At 45.9% G+C, this 19,431-nt stretch carries 11 protein-coding genes and 1 tRNA gene; all 12 read right to left on the reverse strand.

Translation table 11 applies throughout. The features are described 5' to 3' along the window. Window positions 1-43: 43 nt before the first annotated feature. A tRNA-Lys gene (locus U0033_RS08635) sits at window positions 44-116 on the reverse strand. Between the two features lie 41 nt (window positions 117-157). Further along, window positions 158-1,201, reverse strand: a complete 1,044-nt coding sequence (locus U0033_RS08640; RefSeq protein WP_072364666.1) for a LacI family DNA-binding transcriptional regulator — start codon at window positions 1,199-1,201, stop codon at window positions 158-160. Between the two features lie 97 nt (window positions 1,202-1,298). Further along, a complete protein-coding gene (locus tag U0033_RS08645) occupies window positions 1,299-2,489 on the reverse strand; it encodes a sugar MFS transporter (protein ID WP_072364668.1) in 1,191 nt (396 codons plus the stop codon). A gap of 2 nt (window positions 2,490-2,491) precedes the next feature. Beyond that, window positions 2,492-5,770 (reverse strand): GH92 family glycosyl hydrolase, encoded by a 3,279-nt coding sequence (locus tag U0033_RS08650; RefSeq protein WP_072364670.1) that lies wholly within the window; start codon window positions 5,768-5,770, stop codon window positions 2,492-2,494. Next, the gene (locus U0033_RS08655) at window positions 5,770-6,897 is read right to left on the reverse strand and encodes a DUF4185 domain-containing protein (protein ID WP_072364672.1); all 1,128 of its coding nucleotides are present in this window, start codon (window positions 6,895-6,897) and stop codon (window positions 5,770-5,772) included. Before U0033_RS08655 ends, U0033_RS08650 begins: the two co-directional genes overlap by 1 nt. Then, window positions 6,894-8,003: a prolipoprotein diacylglyceryl transferase gene (locus tag U0033_RS08660; protein WP_072364674.1), complete on the reverse strand. Its 1,110-nt coding sequence runs from the start codon at window positions 8,001-8,003 to the stop codon at window positions 6,894-6,896. The genes U0033_RS08655 and U0033_RS08660 overlap by 4 nt, the downstream gene beginning before the upstream one ends. Before the next feature lie 4 nt (window positions 8,004-8,007). Then, a complete protein-coding gene (locus tag U0033_RS08665; protein WP_072364676.1) occupies window positions 8,008-11,148 on the reverse strand; it encodes a SusC/RagA family TonB-linked outer membrane protein in 3,141 nt (1,046 codons plus the stop codon). A 41-nt stretch (window positions 11,149-11,189) separates the two neighbouring features. Beyond that, window positions 11,190-12,944 carry a RagB/SusD family nutrient uptake outer membrane protein gene (locus U0033_RS08670; protein WP_072364677.1) on the reverse strand — a complete coding sequence of 585 codons (1,755 nt, stop codon included), beginning with the start codon at window positions 12,942-12,944 and terminating at the stop codon, window positions 11,190-11,192. A gap of 13 nt (window positions 12,945-12,957) precedes the next feature. Beyond that, complete coding sequence (locus tag U0033_RS08675) at window positions 12,958-16,047, reverse strand: SusC/RagA family TonB-linked outer membrane protein (protein ID WP_083571800.1); 3,090 nt, start codon at window positions 16,045-16,047, stop codon at window positions 12,958-12,960. Next, entirely contained in the window at window positions 16,038-17,054 is a 1,017-nt protein-coding gene (locus U0033_RS08680) for a DUF4961 domain-containing protein (protein WP_072364681.1), read from the reverse strand. Before U0033_RS08680 ends, U0033_RS08675 begins: the two co-directional genes overlap by 10 nt. Window positions 17,055-17,061: 7 nt before the next feature. Next, complete coding sequence (locus U0033_RS08685) at window positions 17,062-17,484, reverse strand: DUF5004 domain-containing protein (RefSeq protein WP_072364683.1); 423 nt, start codon at window positions 17,482-17,484, stop codon at window positions 17,062-17,064. A gap of 18 nt (window positions 17,485-17,502) precedes the next feature. Continuing rightward, on the reverse strand, window positions 17,503-19,251 hold the full coding sequence (locus U0033_RS08690) for a RagB/SusD family nutrient uptake outer membrane protein (RefSeq protein ID WP_218164098.1): 1,749 nt from the start codon (window positions 19,249-19,251) through the stop codon (window positions 17,503-17,505). Window positions 19,252-19,431 lie beyond the last annotated feature (180 nt).

Consider the following 19,431-nt stretch of genomic DNA (forward strand, 5'->3'; position numbering starts at 1 on the left):
AAAAAAGGCTTCAAAACATTACTGTTTCGAAGCCTTTTTTCTGTGATCCCGTTGGGACTCGAACCCAAGACCCATACATTAAAAGTGTATTGCTCTACCAACTGAGCTACGGAATCATTCCCCGTTTTTCTCAAACGGAACGCGAAGATAGTAGATTCTACTTACTCTCCAAATATTTTTTCCCTTTTTTTGCAAGCGAAGACCCTCTCACAATCATTTTTGTCTTCAGCACCACCTCCCTGGGTTCCGCTGAAACCGGCTCCGTGTCCAGCCTGTCGAGCAATAAACCAATTACTTTATGCGCAATTTTTTCTATCGGTTGTGCGATAGCCGTTACCGGTGTAGAGAACAGTTCAAAAATATCATGGTCATCAAATGAGATCACCGCCAGGTCTTCAGGCACTTTCAGTTTCAACTGCGTCATCGCCTTCAAACCACAGGAACCCGCCTGTATCGCACCAAACAGGATCGCATCCAGTTTCGGGTTCGCCACCAGGAAATCCCGGACGCTTTGTACCATCACCTTCTCCTCCGGTGTAAAATCTATTTCCAGTACATATGGCTTCAGCCCTTCTTCTTTCAGTGCATTCCTATACCCTTTCAGGCGCCCTTTCATCTGTGTCAGTGAAGAGGAGAAGGTGATCAGGCCAATATTACTATACCCCTGCTTTATCAGGTACTTTGTCGCATTTTCAGCACTCGGCTCGTTGTCAATCACCACGTAATCAGTCTTTACCTTTGGTAAATAACGGTCAAACATCACCACCGGCATCCCAGCCTTGATCAGTTCATTGACTTCCTTTTCCACCCCCGGAGGTGGCGAAATAATATAGCCATCTACGTTTCGATCCTTCATCACATTGATCAGCTCTTTCGTCTTCTCTGTGTCATTATCTGTACTGCAATAGATGATCCTGTACCCTTCCTTATATGCTTCATTCTCTATTAAACGGGCAATCGTCGCAAAGAATGGGTCAGAAATACTCTCCACCATCAAAGCGATAATATGTGATTTACCCGTTCTCAAACCGCGGGCAATAGGACTTGGCCGATAACCTACCTCCTGTATATACTTCTCTACCCGCTCCACCAGTTCTTCACTGATCCGCTTCTCCTCTGCCTTGCCATTCAGGATAAAAGAGACCGCCGTCTTGGAGATCTTCAGGCCATCAGCAATATCCTTGATTCTTAATTTCTTCACGAGTAGTTATTTAAGATCAAAAATAAATTATTTTCTCAGCCACTGAGCATGTACCTGCATTTACAGCGAATGAGTTTAACTCAAAACAATTATCACACTATTTCTTAGCCAGCCCCGGATAATTATAGCCGAATAATAATATCACGGTATAACAAATAATAGGCAGATAATACGCCGCAGCCACATTGTGATTTGCGATCAGGCCCATCAAAGGCGGAAAGATCCCGCCACCTACCACGCCCATTACGATGAATGAGGATGCCTGCTGCGTGTGCTTTCCCAGGTTTTTCAAACCCAGGCTAAAGATCGTCGGGAACATGATACTGAAAAAGAAATTGATCATTAACAAGGCTACAAACGAAATCCATCCCCATTGCTGCGCGACGATTACACACATCAGGATATTCATTCCTGCAAATAATGCCAGTAATTTATAAGGCGCAATCACCCGCATCAAACCCGTACCCGCAAAGCGCCCTATCATCAACAATATCATACTCAAAGAGAAAAAATACCCCGCCTTTTCATCACTGAATCCCATCACATCATGACCATAGTTGATAAAATAAGCCCAGGTACCTCCCTGTGCCGCCGTATTAAAAAGCTGCGCCACAGCTGCAAATACAAAATGCTTCTGCCGGATCAGAGGCTTCGCTTCCCCCAGTTCCTCATGTGCCGCATACTGCCGCAAAGGCACCTTTATAAATAAAAACACCACTGCCAGTGCTGCAATCACCCCTCCTATCACCATGTACAGATCCCGCACCGCCAGCAGGTCATTCGATTCTTTCAGGATCATGTAACTCCCCAGCGCTGGTCCGATCACCCCTCCCAGCCCGTTGAATGACTGGGCAAAATTGATCCGCTGATCACTGGTGCGCTGATCTCCCAAAGATGCGATCAATGGGTGCGCCACCGTTTCCAGCGTAGCCAGGCCACATGCCAGCACAAATAAGGCAAGCCTGAAGAAATTAAAGGATACCGCCTCCGCCGCCGGGATAAACAGGAACGCACCCGAGGCATACAACAATAAACCTAATAAAATGCCCCGCTTATAACCAAACCGCTTCATGAATATACCCGCCGGTATCCCCATCACCGCATACGCCCCAAAAAGAGATAACTGAACCAGCCCGGATCTTGATTTTGAAATGTGCAAGACATGCTGAAAATGCCGGTTCAATACATCGCCCAGGGTAAGCGCCACCCCCCAGCACAAAAACAGGGAGGTGACAAATAAAAAGATAGCCAGGTATTTTCTTTCCGTGAAATTTGGTTTGCCGCTCATTATTATTCCTTTTTACCGGCGACCGCGACAGCTACTCTCGAATCCGCACAGCCGTAATAAAGGAACCATTTATTATTGAATAAGACAAGTCCTTCTATAAAAACAGTACCCGCCGGATACTGCCCACTCTTTTCAAACGCTTCCTGTGGCACCAGGAAAGGCTGATCCAGTCTATCTAATAACTTTGCCGGATTTTGCAGGTCAAATAAGGCCTGCCCCGCAGCATAGGTATTGGCAGTATAGCGCTTGTCGCCGTTGCCAGCACTATTTTTACCATTGTATAACAACACGATGCCCTGGGCCGTCTTTACAGCCGGTGGCCCACATTCAGTCAGATCACTGTCAAAATACCCTTTCCGTGGTGACATCAGTTCCTGCAGTTTCCCATCCGGTGTAGTCAGCGGTGTCCATTCATACAGGTTATCAGATGTCGCGGCATATACATGTTGCTCACCCCAATACATCCAGTATTTACCATTCACTTTAGAGATCACCAGCTGCCCATTGTCCACTTCCGTAAGAATAGAAGCTGACTTGGAAGCAATATCCCTGAAAGCACCTTTGAACACCGGGCCTTTTTTCTCCCAATGAATAAGGTCTTTGGAAAGCGCTGCTCCCAAACGAGGCACCTTATTATTCCATTCTGTATATAATACCAGGTAAGTACCATCTTTGGTCACTGCCACCCGGGGGTCTTCACAACCTCCCTTCCACTCAAACTCCTTTGCATTATCATTATCCGGGAATAACACCGGCGTTGCTGAACGGGCAGAAACATGTAAACCATCCTCACTCGTTGCCAGGCCCACACGGGAAGTACGCATCCCGATTCCCTTGCCTGACCTGTCTTCTGCACGGTACAGGATACAAATCTTTCCATCCTTCATTACCGCAGCAGGATTAAACGTATCGTTAGACTCCCAGCCTAACAGCTCCCCTGTCATCGGATCCCGGAATGCCGTTGTAGAATCAGGGCTTATTATTGGATTTACGCCCCCCGGACGTGTAAACGGACCCAGCGCCCAGTCTCCCTTATCCGTCAGCGAAAACGGTCTGTCTGCCGGCTTAATGCCCCTGTTTACATTAGGCTGAGGCCCCATTACCAGGTGCAGTACACCGCCATTCATGATAGCCGTATGCGTGATATAATTGTGCTCATAAGGCACCCCATTCAAAGTCGCAGACTGGATATATACATTCAGCGGACTATTATTTTCCGCTTCTACAACGAACGCCTTCCCATTCTCCAGGCTAATCGTCATCTTCGGAAACAACGGACTGCCTATCACATACTGATCCGTTCCCGGGCACACACTATAAAATCCCGCAGCACTCAATACATACCAGGATGACATCTGCCCCTGGTCCTCATCACCCGGATAGCCGTTCTCTGTTGCATTGTACATAATCTGCATGATCTGCCTTACATGCCACTGTGTTTTCCATGGCTGCCCCGCATAATTATACAGGTACACCAGGTGGTGGATGGGTTCATTTCCCTGTGCATATTGCCCCATTTTAAATGCCGCCATCTCCGTCATTTCATGAATCACCTGGCCATAACCACCTACCCTGATAGTACCCGGAATACTAAATACAGAATCTATCTTTTTGGTAAACTGCTGTTCTCCTCCCATCAGGTTGATCAATCCCTGTACATCATGAAACACTGACCAGGTCCAATGCCAGGCATTCCCCTCCGTATAAGGTCCACCCCAATCCAATGGATCGAACGGCGTTACCCAATTTCCTGCTGCATCCTTTGCCCGCATAAAACCCGTTTCCGGATCGTACAGGTTTTTATAGTTGTACATCTGCCGGCTAAACACATTCTCATAGAACGGCTGATTCGTCATCTTCGCCAGCTGATACCCACAAAAATCATCATACGCAAATTCCAATGTCCAGGATGATGCCCCTAATGTCTTTTCTGAATAAGGACAATATCCCATTTCATAATATTCCTTAAAACCAGGTCTGCCATTCGCACTACCCCAGGGGCCTTTATTTGTCGCCTCATGATAGTAGGCTTTCAATGCCTGGGCCGGATCAAAAGTGCGGATCCCTTTCACCCATGCATCTGCCAATAATGAAATGGCATGATTGCCCAGCATTCCCCCTGTCTCCCCCGGAAATGACCAGGCAGGAAACCAGCCACACTGCTCCTGTGCATCCAGCAAGGCCTGAGCATAACGCCCTTCCATCGTAGGATGCATAATCGTATTCAATGGAAACTGCCCTCTGAAGGTATCCCAGAAGCCATTATCAGTATACATATAGCCCTGATGAATTTTTCCACCATAAGGACTGAAATAATAAGGCTTACCCTCCTTATCATATTCAAAGAACTGGTGAGAAAACAAATTCGCATGATACAAACAGGAATAAAAAGTCGCTTTCTGCTCTTCCGTACCACCCTCTACTTTCATCCTGCCTAACAATGCATTCCAGATCTTATCCGCAGCAGCATGCGTATCTTCAAACTTTGTCTTTACCTCTCTCTCCAGGGTCAATGACGCCTGCTCCGGACTGATATAGGAAGAAGCTACTTTGGCTTCTACCTGCTTTGCATTACCAAAATCAATGTAAGCACCAACACCCTCACCCGCTGCTTCAGTCAAGCCTGCACTTACCGTATTCTTCTTATTCTCCCAGGTACCATAAGCTTTAAACGGTTTATCAAATATGATCTCAAAATAGTTTTTGAAATTCTGCGGCGCCCATCTTGCATTATTTACATACCCCGTGATCTTACGACCCGCCACATCGATCTTCACCTCACTCATTTTCGTATAACCATCCAAGACAATAATAGATTTCTTAGATGGAAAGCTAAACCTGAAATGCGCACCTCTCTCCGTAGGAGAAAATTCAGTCTTAATGCCATTATCAAATGTTACCTTATAATACCCTGGCTGTGCAATCTCATTTTCATGTTTAAAAGCTGCCGCGCGCTCATCTTCATTCACCACTAATCTATCGGCTTCAGGGAATAATGAAAACACCGCATAGTCATTCACCCAGGAACTACACTGGTGCGATTGCTGAAAGCCCCTGATCGTATGTACAAAATACTGGTACTTCCAGCCATCACCATTCTTACCCGTCTGCGGCGTCCAGGTATTCATACCAAAAGGCAGTGCCGTAGCCGGGTAAGTATTCCCATAAGAAAATTCATATTTACTATTCGTGCCCTGCCTTGTATTCACATAATTCACCTGGCTCCTGCCCGGCAGGATAGCTACAGTACAAAATAGCCAGGCTAAAAATAATTGTTTCATCAATGAGTTAATTTAAGTCTGAGAAACCGTGGACGATATAAATGTGGATGTTTTTGTAAATCATTAAAGAATTCTACTGAATTCACATTATAACTGATTAAAAGCTCTCCTGGTGCAGAAATACCAGGATGCGCCTTCGCATTATACATGACATAGGTCTTTTCTTCTGCATCCCTACTGCAATCCCATAATTTAATCACAGGACCAAAAGGCCCGATGGGTGTGGCACCTACACGCATTCCAATCGAGGTACTCAAACCTCCTTCCTGGAAAATAAGGGCATACTTCCCATCCGGCAGGGGAGACACACTGAGTTCATTAGACACCTTGTTCGTTACATCCACCGCCTTGTTCATCTCCTTTACCCATTCCTTTCCATTATAAAAACGCCACTGATCAAAATGATCGAATACAGCAGGTTTCACCCTCGCTACCACCATTCCCTTGTCCATACCATGCACGCCATAGATATATACAAATCCATCAGGCGCGGGTGCACCGGCTTTCTTCGTATTCACATAAATACCTGCACCATAAGAACCGATCTGCCCTGATTTATCTGTAAAAAAGAAAGGCGTATCCATCTGCTCATACTTTGCAAACGGTGCCTGTGTGCCCTTTGTGACTTTAATTAATGTATTCCCCACTTCCCTGAAACCAAAGGCCTCCTGCGATACATTGCGAATACGATACCCAAATATATACAGGGTATTATCCTGTTCCTGGTTCACAAAACCATCGCCCAGCCAATAGTAATCATTCTTCTCCGTCTGCGGCGTTGAAGGCTCAAATACAGGAACTGCCTCATGTTGCTCATTTTCCGGCCAGGAGAATTTCAGCTCATGCCCGTTCCAGATAGCCATACTATTATGAATCATCCTTGAACCCGGCTGCAATGAATCATGCTCAATCGTGCCGATCATGGAATCACTAAAAATAAAAAGCAAACTATCTGAAGAACGATGCTCCATCCCGTTAAAGGGAATGGAATAAATACCATCTCCTCCAAACCAGCCATTGTTCCTGATGAACCGCGCTGACCACTCCGGCGCCTCCTCTACCTTGTATTGCGCCTGCAGGTTAAAAAGCAGTAATAAACCTGAGAGTGTTAAAACCAGTCTCTTCATAACTTCGGAATTTGTTTTGTAGGTGAAAAATAAGATCTACCCGTTAACCAAACAAATCCTCCTACCCCTCCAGCCATAAAAAGCAGGGCAATCAGCTGCGCCTGGCTCAACTGGAATAAGGTATATTTTGGTGTGATCCTTATTATCTCTATGTAGTAGCGTTCTACCCCGTTGAGCACCAGGAACAAAAAGAACATCGTTCCCGGCACCCGCAATCTTTTCCTGATCATCCACATAATCAGAAATAATAAAATACACAATACCGCCTCATACAAGGGTGTCGGGTATACACCTGCCGGTAATTCATAATACCCAAGTTTATATACACCCGCATCAATCGCATTGTGGGGATACGTATAAGCCCAGGCCCATTGCGGTATCCACCCGGGTTTGAGCTGCTTATTTACAATTCCCCAGTCTCCATCTCCTGACAGCTGGCAACCAATCCTCCCTATTCCATATGCCAGCATCATTCCCGGTGAACCAATATCTGCCATATGGATCAGTTTGATCCTGTGCCTGTATCCAATCCAGAGATACGTTAATGCCCCGAAAATGAGCCCTCCATAATAGGTAAAGCCACTCCGTGAAAACAACACCGTCTTCGGATCATACAACAACTCCTGGAAATGCTCTGCCGCATCAAACAATTTTGCACCTAAGAACCCCCATACCGCCACCATAAATACGATATACGGCATGAGCTGGTAAGGATGAATGTAAGGAGAAGCAATGACAGGTTTGGAATAATAAGCCCAGAGTCCCCATACCAGTGCCAGCACACTTCCGGCTATCCAGTTCCCCCTTAATGAAAACAATAAACTAACCGGATCATGCCCCACAAACAGCGCCAGCATAATTGCCACTACCTTATACCCTATCAGGAATCCAATAAAAGCATTCACGAATACCTCTAACGGTTTACTGGCATCTTTGACCCGTATCAGCCCAATCGTGCCATCCTTTTCCTTCCGCTTAAACTCAGCTACAAATACCACATAGGCCCCGGCAAAAGCCAGGGCCATACATGAACCAAAAGTCTGAAGATTAACCTTCACATGAACATGGAATATATAGCTGATAAGATCTCCGATAGTAGGAAACATATGCTTATAAACTTAATTGTACACCTAAGTTAACTACGCGCTGATTAATATACGCATCCCCCGCGGTATTTGTACCGATCTCAGGGTCCTGCTGGTATTTGCGGTAATTATCAAAAGTAAACAGGTTGTAAGCACTCATGTAGATCCTTGCACTATTCAGTTTGAAAGGCAGCAGTTTGGTTGGAAACTGGTAACCCAGGTCCACCGTTTTCAGGCGAACATAACGGGCATTCACCAACCAGTAATCTGATGGATAATAAGTAGGACTATTCACAGATGATTTGTTCGTAGTCAGCCTCGGATATTTCGCACTACCTGCAGTCTCAGGTGTCCAGGCATCCATGTGCACTGGCTGGAACTGGCCAATGAACGGTTCGATACCTGTACCGGTGATGATAAAACTGTAGCCGAAAGATCCCTGCAGCAGCACACTCAGGCTAAAGCCCTTGTAAGATGCCTGTAAGTTCAAACCCAGGTTCGTATTAGGCAGGTTCGGATGCCCGATAGCACGCTGATCAAATACATTGATGAAGCCATCTCCGTTCAGGTCCTGGTACTTTAGGTCACCGGCATGCAGTGGCAAACCGTTATCCGGTACGGCTACACTTTTATTGCCCGCATTGCTGCCACCATTCGCCGCCATGTACGTGTTCACATTATTAATATCATCCTGTGTGTAATACCCCAATGAATGATAGCCGAATGGCTGGTTCAATGGTTTACCAGTACGTGTCAGCCAGGGATAAGCAGGAGATGCCTCACTCTGGTACAATATTTTATTCTTTGCATAAGAGAACACAAAATTAGCGCCCCACTGCACGTTATCAATACTACTATGATAACCGATCTGACCATCAAAACCCTGGTTCTGTGTACGACCGATGTTCACAGCAGGTAATCCTACCCCAATGATGTCAGGCACATTATTAGGCACAATCAGCTGATCGTAACGCACATTTCTGAATAATTCAATGGTGGCAGACAGCTTGTTATTCTTCAGCATATTGATGTCCAGTGCCACGTTGGTTTCCCGCTGTTTCTCCCACACGACATTACCATTCGCCAGGTTGCCTTCATAGAACATGGCATAGTTGGAAGGAGACTCACCAAAAGGATATGTATAACCATTCTGGATATAATTCTGTGCATAGATATACCTGTTGTTTGGCGCCACATCAGAACCCACGATACCAAAGGAACCACGAATTTTAAACAGGCCAAATACAGGGAAGGCTTCCTTGAAGAACTTCTCACCGGAAAGGTTATAACCCAAGCCGATGGCAGGGAATAAACCAAAGCGGTGACTGGCTGCAAACCTGTCAGTACCGTTGTAAGCTGCTTTCAGATCCACCAGGTACTTCCCGTCATATTCATAGTTTGCAGAGGCTGATACACCCTGGAACTTTGCAGGTACACCAATAGATGCTGCATCCAGGTAGTCATATGCATCAAAGGTCTGTGATTGCTGGTTCATTAATAACAAGCCGGTCACATGGTGCTTCTGACTAAATGTACGATCGTAGTTAGAGAATAACTGTATATTGACGTTGTTGGTATAAATATTCGTATTACCTGAATAGTAGATATTAGAGAATACATAAGTACCCGCTGGATTCAGGGTATAAGACTTGTCAGCAGGATTGTAATGATAAGAAGGAATAGAACCGAAGTTGCCCGTACCTCTCGTATACTGTTCCTGGCTGGAATAAGCAATACGTGCACTGATAGATAAACCATCCGTAATTTTATTCAGCTGCTGGGTAGCATTGAATACGATATTGTAATCCGTTCTCTTTGCGTTCTGATAACCACCTGTAGCCAGGCGCGCATTCAGCGTAGGCAAATGCCCTGTATTAAAACGGGAATAGGCATAGGCATAAGTACCATCAGGATTCAGGAATGGTGCTGTAAAAGGTGTCAGCTTACTAAAATCAAATACTTCTGACAGTGCACTCGTTGCAGAGAGGTTTGGTGAATTCGTTGTAGAAAAACGGGTCGTCACATCCAGTCGCATCGTCAGTGTCTTATTTGCCCGGAGGTCCAGGTTAGATCTGAAATTGTACCTTTTGAAATTGTAGTTGGTATTCACCGTACCACGGGGATCCGGGAATGTACGCACCAAACCATTCTGGTTCATTGCACCACCGGAAATAAAGTATTTCACCGTTTCATTACCACCGGAAATATCCAGGTTCGTATTCTGCTGGAAACTGAATTGTTTAAAGATTGCATCATACCAGTTTACATCAGGATGACCATAAGGATCGGAATGATCTTTATACAGATCCAGGTCCTGTTGTGTAAACTCAGGCGTCAGACCGTCATTGGCATCTGCCTGGTTGATCAATCTTGCAGATTCATATGCATTCAGGAACTTAGGGATCTTTGTAGGGGTTTGCGCACCGCCTTCTACACGTACATTGATCTGTGGTTTACCCAGTTTACCACGGCGGGTACTTACTACCAGCACACCATTCGCACCCTTGATACCATAGATCGCAGTCGTACTTGCATCTTTCAATACAGAGATGGAAGCAATCTCATTCACATTGATCTGTTGCAGCTGATCATAGGTATATTCCACATCATCCACGATGATCAGTGGTTTATTACCCGCAGGGTTCAGTGAACTCACACCACGGATATAAAAGTCAGAAGCATCCTTACCGGGCTGACCGGAAGACTGCTGTGCAAAAAAGCCAGGCAATCTGCCAGATAATGCATTCTGCACATTCGCAGTAGGCACGTTCCTGATTTCAGCAGCGTTGATGGTATTTACAGATCCTGTACTGGTAATACGGGTTGTTTTACCATAGCCCACTACTACCACCTCATCCAGGGCCTGGTTATCAGAAGCCATGCTGATATCAATTCCTTCTGCCTTTCCTGCTACATTCAGTTCCCGGGTTACATAACCCAGGTAACGGAAGATGAGCACACTGGAAGAACCTTTCAGCGTCAGTTTAAATTTACCGCTGGCATCAGTAATGGTACCATTCGTAGGCACACCTTTCTCTGCCACAGTCACACCCGGCAATGGCCCCTGAATATCCCGCACAGCGCCGGATACCACCCGGTGCTGCGCCAGCAGCACTCCGGGGAGTAAATTTATTATTATACAAATCAGCAGTATTATTTTCCGCATATCTGATTGTTTGTAATTTTTAAGAATTGAGTAGCTTACCATTACCATCCCGGATTTTGTTTCATAGCCGGGTTCTTCGCCACTTCATTGTAAGGGATGGGATACAGGTATTGTTTATCCTTGAACACCGTCGTCAGTATATTCACATAATTATAAGTATAGGAGATCCCATTCTTAACAATGGAAATACCCGTACGTGGCTGGTTCATTACAGTAGCCGCAATCTTCCAGCGACGGATATCAAAGTAACGGTGCTCTTCAAATGCAAACTCAATTCTCCACTCATTCTGTATCACAGCCCTCATTTCTGCCTGCGTCATATTTGGTGAAAGACCATAGTTGCCATCGTTGCCCGCCGCAATACCAGCTCTTGCCCTGATAGCCCGCAGCTGATCATATACATCTGACTGTGGCGCGCTTTCTACCTCGTTCCTGGCTTCTGCATAGGCCAGCAGGATCTCTGCATAGCGCATTACCATCCAGTCAGAAGAGTGATTGCTATACGTAGTTGCTCCTTCAAAGTCGCCCATGAATTTGCGCATGTAATAACCACTCTCTGTTTGCTGTAAAGAAGTATTCGGTTTGCTCTTGCCACCTTCATACGTATCTACCGTACTGCTCAACCAGGTTGCGCCATTATAAAAGATCGTAGCATCAAATCGTGGATCACGCTTTACCGGATTCAGCAGGCTATAAGGATCTGCTGCCAGGTAACCGGAAGCCGGGTTGCTAATGGGTAAACCATTCTGCATAGGGAAGGCATTCACCAGCTCCTGGGTGGGGCTTGTATTGCCCGTACCACCAGCCTGGAAACCTACCGGGCCATTCCTGGTTTCAATACCGGTTGAGTTATTGCCCGGACGAATAAAGATGCGTTCACTGTTATTCTGATCCAGGAAAATATGTTTGAAATTCGGCACCAGGCTATATACACCCAGGTTCATTACATCCTGTGCGGCCTGGGCGGCCTGTGTCCAGCGGTTCACATCATAATTGGTATAACCGGTCAGCGCATTGCCACTCTCCACATTTCCACCATTAAAGAGCGGACTTGCAGCCAGCAGCAAAGTTTTTGCTTTCAGTGCCAGTGCAGCCCCTTTTGTAGCGCGATAGTTATCACCATCTGAAGCAGGCGCTGTGCTCAGGCTATCTTTGATGGCATCACATTCGTTCACGATATAGGTGATACAATCAGCAAAAGTATTGCGCGGAATCTCAAGGTTGTCTTCGATATTATATACTTTATCACCCAGCAATGGCACACCACCATACCGTCTTACCAGCTCAAAATAAAAGTAAGCTCTCAGGAAACGGGCCTCACTTCTCCATACCTGTGCCGTGGTTGTACCATTTGATAAACCACCTTTTACAGGCACTACACCAATACCATTGATAAAGATATTTGCATTGCGGATCCCTGCCCAGAAAGCATCCGGTACACCAGAGCTGTTAGGTGCCTGTGAGAGGTTCGTACCTTCCCAGAAATTTTCTGCACCCGGGAAGTTAAAAGAAGTCACCGCGCTGGTCGCAATTAAAGTCACAGGGATATTACTCCCCGTCTGTGAAGACACTGCATCATCAGCTGCCGCATCCAGGTAATCACCTCCCGCACGGTTGTGCCCATTCTTCACAATGGCGTATATGCCATACAGGTAAGACTGTGCATTCACACCCGCAGAATCCAGGGGATCAAAGACATAATTGCCTGTCACTTTATCTACCGGAAACTGCTCGTACTTTTTGCAGCCACCTATAATGACAGCGAGTAAGAGTATTTTATGAATATAATTTTTCATGGCTCAATCTCTTTTATAACTTAATACTAACACCTGTGCTCACTACCCTTTGCAGCGGATAACTGTAAGGCTGTACCTCCGGATCCATCCCCTTGAAACCAGCGATGGTAAAGAGGTTCTCTCCATCTACAAATATTTTCAGCCCGGAAATGCGTATTCTCTTCAGCAGACTATAAGGCAGTGAATACCCGATCTCTGCATTCTTAAGTCTTACGTAATTCCCATTCTTCAGGTAGAAAGTAGAGAACATGGTATTGTTATTCGTAGCGGATACCGCCAGTCTTGACAAAGTAGCCTCATTCGCAGTTTCCGGTGTCCAGCGACCAGTGGCATTTTCATACACCTGGCCATTGGTAGTGTTATAGTCCATCCCAAAGTGCGTAACTGCATTGTTCAGTGAACTGATCTGCCGGTTACCTACACCCTGTATCAGGAAACTAAAATTGAATCCCTTGTAATTAGCTCCCAGGGTGACACCAAAGAAAGCCAGTGGTTTGGTACCACCAATTGTAGACTGGTCAAATGCATCGATTACGCCATCTCCATTCAGGTCCTTGTATTTAATATCACCCGGTTGTGGTTTATACCCTGCAATGTGGGCACTGCCTGCTGCATCTGCTGCGTCCTGGTACAAGCCCAGTGAAGTATAACCATAGTAAGTACCGGATACTGGTAAACCCGTTCTCCTGTTCCATGCATAAGGCGTAGCCAGTTCATCGTTGTAGACGATTTTGGAATAAGCGAGATTACCATTTGTAGTAACGAAGTAATTGAAATTGCCCAGGTGATTGTTATAAGTAAGAGACACCTCAAAACCATGATACTGGTTCTTACCAATATTCTCCAGCGGATAACCTGTACCCAGCAGGGCGATAGAATTACCACGGAAACCAAGGATATCTGAATATACATCGTGGTAATAATCCGCTGCCAGCTGCAAATGATCTTTGAAGAAAGAAATGTCTGTACCTACATCAAACTTATCTGCTTTTTCCCAGGTGATATAAGGATTGGCCAGTGAACCTTCGTACTGGTAATATACGGTAGTGTAACCGGTACCTACCTGGTAGTTCTTACCATTGTTATTGGAATTGTAGGTTTGAGAATAAGCGTAGTATAAAGAAGAGTTCAGATCAATGTTCGCATTACCTGTTCTGGCATATGTCGCTCTCCATTTCCAGCCGCTGATCCATGGCAGGTTTTCTTTGATGAAATCTTCATTCGCCATTTCCCATCCGATACCGGCACCGTAAAATAATCCCCAGCGCTTGCCATCAGGATAACGGTTATTGCCACTACCAATCAGGGTAGCATTGATAAAATATTTCTTATCGTAGTCATACCCGATCCTGCCACCGGCATTGGTCGTAGTAGAGGCCAGGTCATAGTTGGCTACGACTGACTTACGGTCATACATCAGCTGCGCATCCACATTACTCTTATCAAAAGTCCTGTTATAGTTCAGGCTACCCTGTGCATAGGATTGACGGGAGGTGAACACGGTACGGAAGGCATTGCTTTGTGAAGTGGTCGTACCATAGATCACATAAGCACTGTCTATATAGCCATAAGACGGGTTCTGTAAACTCCTGTCCAGCGCGGTAATAGACTGGTAGGCCAGGTTACCCTTAATTTTGAAAGTCAATCCTTTCAATACGCTGCCCAGGTTATAATTCAAATCCAGGTTCGCCAGGATGTCATTGGTATTGTTCTGTGTGTAGCCGGAATGCTGTGCCCTTGACAACAGGTTATTGCTGTAAGGACCGCCATTTCCACCAATATTATTACCCCCGAAAGTACCATTGCGGTTGTAAATAGGATAGGCATTATTAGGCGTAGAAAACAGTGCATTCAATACACTATTGTAATCATTGCCCGGCTCACGGGTATTCTGTACACGCCCGAATAACTGCAGATCCACATTCAGGTTCTGGGTCACCTGTACCCCGATGTCAGAGTTGATCACATAGCGCTTCAGGCTATTGTTCGTACTATACGGAACATCGGAACTTGTTTTAAAGATCCCCTCCTGGTCAAAGTAGCTGAGAGAGATAGAATAGCGGGCTACATTCGTACCACCATTCACATTCAGCTTGTAATTGGAGATGGGCGTATAATCTTTCAAAATGGTCTTGAACCAGTTGATATCCGGATGACCATAAGAATCGGTATGATTCTTATATGCATTGAAATCATCTGCAGTATACAAGGCTGGCTTACCATCATTCATCAGTGTTTCATTCAGCAGGTAAGCATATTTATACGCAGGCAATGGTTTGGGTAAACCTAAAGACTGCTGCATACCTGTCTGCGCCGTGAAGGTGATATGCGGGCGGCCCATTTCTCCTCTTCGCGTAGTGACCAGCATCACTGGGCGGGAACTGTTGTTACCTAATAATAAAGTAGACAAACCATCCTTCAGCATAGAAATAGATTCAATGGACTCAGGGTCGATAGAAGATATTTCACGCTGAACGCCATCGATCACCGTAACGGGTGACTGCCCACGTACACTCAGGCTAATTTCAGAGTTATCAGTAGAACGGTTATTATTGGAAGAAGCATTCACGAGCGTTTGACCAATAATGGCAGAAGATGAAATTTCACTGATGCTGAAAGACGTGAAACCACTGTTTTGCTTGGTATACACGCCGGACAACTGGCCGGGAAAAGCATATACGTATAGGGATGCAGGTGTGGTGGTCAGCTGTTTGGTATAGATGGTAGATACAGCCCCCAGTACCCTGGAGCGATCTACTTTTTCATACAGCATATCTACCTGCCGGGGAGCTTTCAGGAAAGCGTCTGTCAGCTGCACCTGCATGCCGGTAGTCGCTTTCAGCTCGCGGGTATAGCAATCTTTCCCTGAAAACACCAGCACAGTACCGGGAGCTATATCTATATGGAATTCTCCGTTTGCATCTGTAAATACTGCTTGCTTTGTATCCTTTACCATGACCTTTATACCGGTCATCGGGTCGCTGAATTCATTGACAACAGTGCCATTGATGCCGGACTTCTTTGCGTCCTGGGCAAAGATCTTTTGTTGCGTGAAGGCAAACAGGCAGATCAGGCAAAATATGTAGCGCATAATCATCCACATTTAAATTTGTAAGTGAAAGGAGCAGCCGTGTTACCATAGCCCACCTGTTTGGTGCCGGTCTTATCTGTGATGAAATAAGTCATGTTGGTAAGGGTCTGGTTATCGCTGATACCGAAGAATGAACGTGGCCAGAACGTGATCTCATAGCGGCCGCTACCTACAGCCTTTATCAATGTTTTGGAAGTTTGTTCACAGACCGTGATCGTTTTCCCATCATTGGTGGTGCCGGTAGCACAGAGATACACTTCATCACTGCCGGAAAGTTCCGTCTCAGTTACATTAGAGTCGAAGGAAATAGTGACCAGGTCATTATCCAGGGACTTTGGAGGAGCAATAGTTGTAAGTTGTGGATTACAGAAATCCACCAGGTCACCGCTGCCACCAGTCACCGTAAAGCAATCGCCCACATACTGGTTGTAATATTCCGCGGTAGGCCCATAGCCTTCATCGAAATAGGTATCGGAGGTAAAACCATTGGTGGTATTCGCTACTACATAAGCGAGTTTTACCACTGTTGGATTATCATCAGCGCCCACTTTCAGGTTGATGAAAATAGAACCGGTGATCTTGTCACCATTGGCATAGGTAAAGGGATTGTCGCTTTGCATTACGACCCATTCCATATCATCGATCAGGTTACCGGCAATGCCAAAGGTAGCTCTCATGTAATCAGGCCAGTTCTTGCCATCTCCGTGAGCAGCAAGCGTTGTGACAGGCACCATGGTGAAGGAGCCATCACCCTTACTGCTCTTGTAGGTAGCGGTCATGTTCTGTGTACCCTTCCAACCCTTGGGCATCAGTACACCGAGAATGAGGCGGTCGCTACCCCCGGAGTTGCAGGATTCATCAATGTCCAGTTGAATGGGAACTACATCACCTACCTTGGCGGACGCAGGGATGGTAACTTTAGCGATCTTTATATGACAGAAGCTGAAGACGATGCCAATAAGCAGTAATGCAGACAGCATCCAGATCTTACGCCCTTTTATTTTTAAACGTGGAAGCATAAAATTATCAGTTATCTTTTTGCAGAGTATAAATATATGCATTCAGCTCACAGCCGGGCACGAACGTAAGGTTCAGCTGCCGGATGCCTGCTGCGGTGACATAATTGAAAGAGGTCGCAACAGCGCTTCCTCCCTGTGGAGTGAACGTGATCTTAAATGGATACGCAGGATCATCCAGCGAATAAGTACCATTCGTATTCACGAGGAAGGGAATTTTGTTTACGATGGAATAGTTACCAGCGGAATCAAACTTCACCCTGAATTGTGTGAAGTCAAATGCGCTGGTGATATCAGTGCCGTTTCTCGTAGCTTTCAGAACCTTCCAGCTACCGGAAATGTTTTTGGGAGCCTCGCCTACCGGGGATACCTCCTCCAGCTTACAGGAGAAGAGCAGCAGGCAAAACGCTGATAGAATAAGATAACGATTCATACATGGAATAATTAAAGATTAGTAACCCGGATTCTGTACCAGTTCTGAAGATTTACCTGTCTCAGATAAAGGGAATGGCCACAGGTACATAGCAGGACGGAAATTATGCTTGGTCACGTTGAAAGGTTTGTAAGTAACAGTACCATTGGCGCGGTCTACTTCCATACCCTGTGATTGTATACTTTCCGTTTGCGCAGCAATTTTCCATCTTCTTACATCCCAGAAACGGTGCCCTTCGTAAGCCAGTTCTATCCTTCTTTCATTTTGAATATAAGTCCTCATTTCTGACTGAGACAAACCAACCGGCAACTGGTATGGATCAAGACCTGCACGTTCACGAATGGCTTCTACAGCAGCATATACGTTACCGGTAGGGCCTTCGAACTCATTGGCTGCCTCTGCATAGTTGAGCAGTATTTCAGCATAGCGGATCAAAGGCTGTACCCTGTCAGAACCATGATTGATGGTAGCTGCAATTGCTTCAGGGTCCAGCATCTTATTATTGTAATAACCGGTAAGCGTACCCTGGTGAACGGCATCCTGTCCGGTAGACACCCCGTTATAGGTACCCACATAAATGTTTACCGGGGCAGAGCCATTCGTCTGGCCATTGCTGGTACGTACCAGCAATACCGTTTGATCATGGATAATACTGTAATCCAGTCTTGGATCACGGTTCTTATACGGATCATTCGGATCATAGCCGGAGCCAGGATCAGTGATGGGTTTACCATTCTTCATCGGGAAGGCATCTACCAAACCCTGGTAAGGGAAGGAACCCTGGCCATTACTACCCCTGGATGGCGGCAGGAACAGGTTTTCGAAATCACTGTTGCCGGTAGGGCGCATCAGCTGGAAAATGTACTCCGTGTTCACACGTTGTGGAAACAGGCCCTGGAAGCCATAACCCGGGGTACTGGTCTGGTAATCATTCTTCGTGTTCAGGGTATAGGTACCCAGGGTGATCACGGCCTGTGCTGCCTCTTCCGCCAGTTTCCAGCGATTGACATCAGCAGTCGGATAACCCACCAGTGCCGGGTCTACACTTACACCGCCACCCGGACCCGCATCAGCAGGCAAAGTAGTACCATTGAACAAAGGACTGGCTGCGTACAGCAAGATCCTTGCTCTCAGGGCCATACAGGCTCCTTTGGAAGCCCGGCCATAATTGAGACCGGATTGCGTAACAGGTAAAATAGAACCGGCAGCATCTAATTCTGAAAGAATGTAGTTCACACAATCTTCGTAGGTGCTTCTCTTAGCCACAATAGGCTTATCATAGGATAGTAAAGTATCGCCGACCAGCGGTACACCCGCATAGTGCTGTACAAGAATCGCATAAAACCAGGCGCGCAGGAAACGTGCTTCCGCAATCATCTGTGTTTTATAAGCTTGTCGCAGGGGCGCATTGCCAATGTTCTTCAGGAGCACATTGACCGCGCGGATCTGTGAATAGCAGGTTTTGTAAGGCTCTTCACCAATAATACCTGCATTTACAGTTCCCGTTGCAAACTGGGTAGCAGGTGTGGAAAAGGCGTGAGAAGGCTCAGCTTCATCACAGGCAGCTTCTAGTCCGCCACACACAATGTAGTTGTAGGAAAAGCGGCTAAGGCTCGCACTTACCCCAATATTGGAGTAAATATTGGCAAGAAATCCCACCGTTCTGGAACTATCGCCAAATACACTTTTCTCATCAAGGTTCGTGGTAGTGGTGGCTGTCAGAAATCCTTCCTTTCGGCAGGAAGAATAGATGAGAGCTGTTGCCATTAGTATAAAAACGGGAATACAGCGTTTTATCATAAATTGGCGTGATTTATTTGTATCAGAATATTTGTAGTGATAACGTGGTATAGTTCTTATGGTTCACCAACTTAAATAGTTAAACCGATTTAGCAAAATAAAAACGTGAAATCCTTAATCCCCCTCTTTTCTTCGTCCTGTTCTGGT

Source organism: Chitinophaga sancti, assembly GCF_034424315.1.
In the GTDB taxonomy this organism is placed as follows: domain Bacteria; phylum Bacteroidota; class Bacteroidia; order Chitinophagales; family Chitinophagaceae; genus Chitinophaga; species Chitinophaga sancti.

Bases quoted from the DNA above. Each gene is read 5' to 3' on its own strand.
- U0033_RS08645 (WP_072364668.1), bottom strand. From the start codon at position 2,489: ATGAGCGGCAAACCAAATTTCACGGAAAGAAAATACCTGGCTATCTTT.
- U0033_RS08650 (WP_072364670.1), bottom strand. From the start codon at position 5,770: ATGAAACAATTATTTTTAGCCTGGCTATTTTGTACTGTAGCTATCCTG.
- U0033_RS08655 (WP_072364672.1), bottom strand. From the start codon at position 6,897: ATGAAGAGACTGGTTTTAACACTCTCAGGTTTATTACTGCTTTTTAAC.
- U0033_RS08660 (WP_072364674.1), bottom strand. From the start codon at position 8,003: ATGTTTCCTACTATCGGAGATCTTATCAGCTATATATTCCATGTTCAT.
- U0033_RS08665 (WP_072364676.1), bottom strand. From the start codon at position 11,148: ATGCGGAAAATAATACTGCTGATTTGTATAATAATAAATTTACTCCCC.
- U0033_RS08670 (WP_072364677.1), bottom strand. From the start codon at position 12,944: ATGAAAAATTATATTCATAAAATACTCTTACTCGCTGTCATTATAGGT.
- U0033_RS08675 (WP_083571800.1), bottom strand. From the start codon at position 16,047: ATGTGGATGATTATGCGCTACATATTTTGCCTGATCTGCCTGTTTGCC.
- U0033_RS08680 (WP_072364681.1), bottom strand. From the start codon at position 17,054: ATGCTTCCACGTTTAAAAATAAAAGGGCGTAAGATCTGGATGCTGTCT.
- U0033_RS08685 (WP_072364683.1), bottom strand. From the start codon at position 17,484: ATGAATCGTTATCTTATTCTATCAGCGTTTTGCCTGCTGCTCTTCTCC.
- U0033_RS08690 (WP_218164098.1), bottom strand. From the start codon at position 19,251: ATGGCAACAGCTCTCATCTATTCTTCCTGCCGAAAGGAAGGATTTCTG.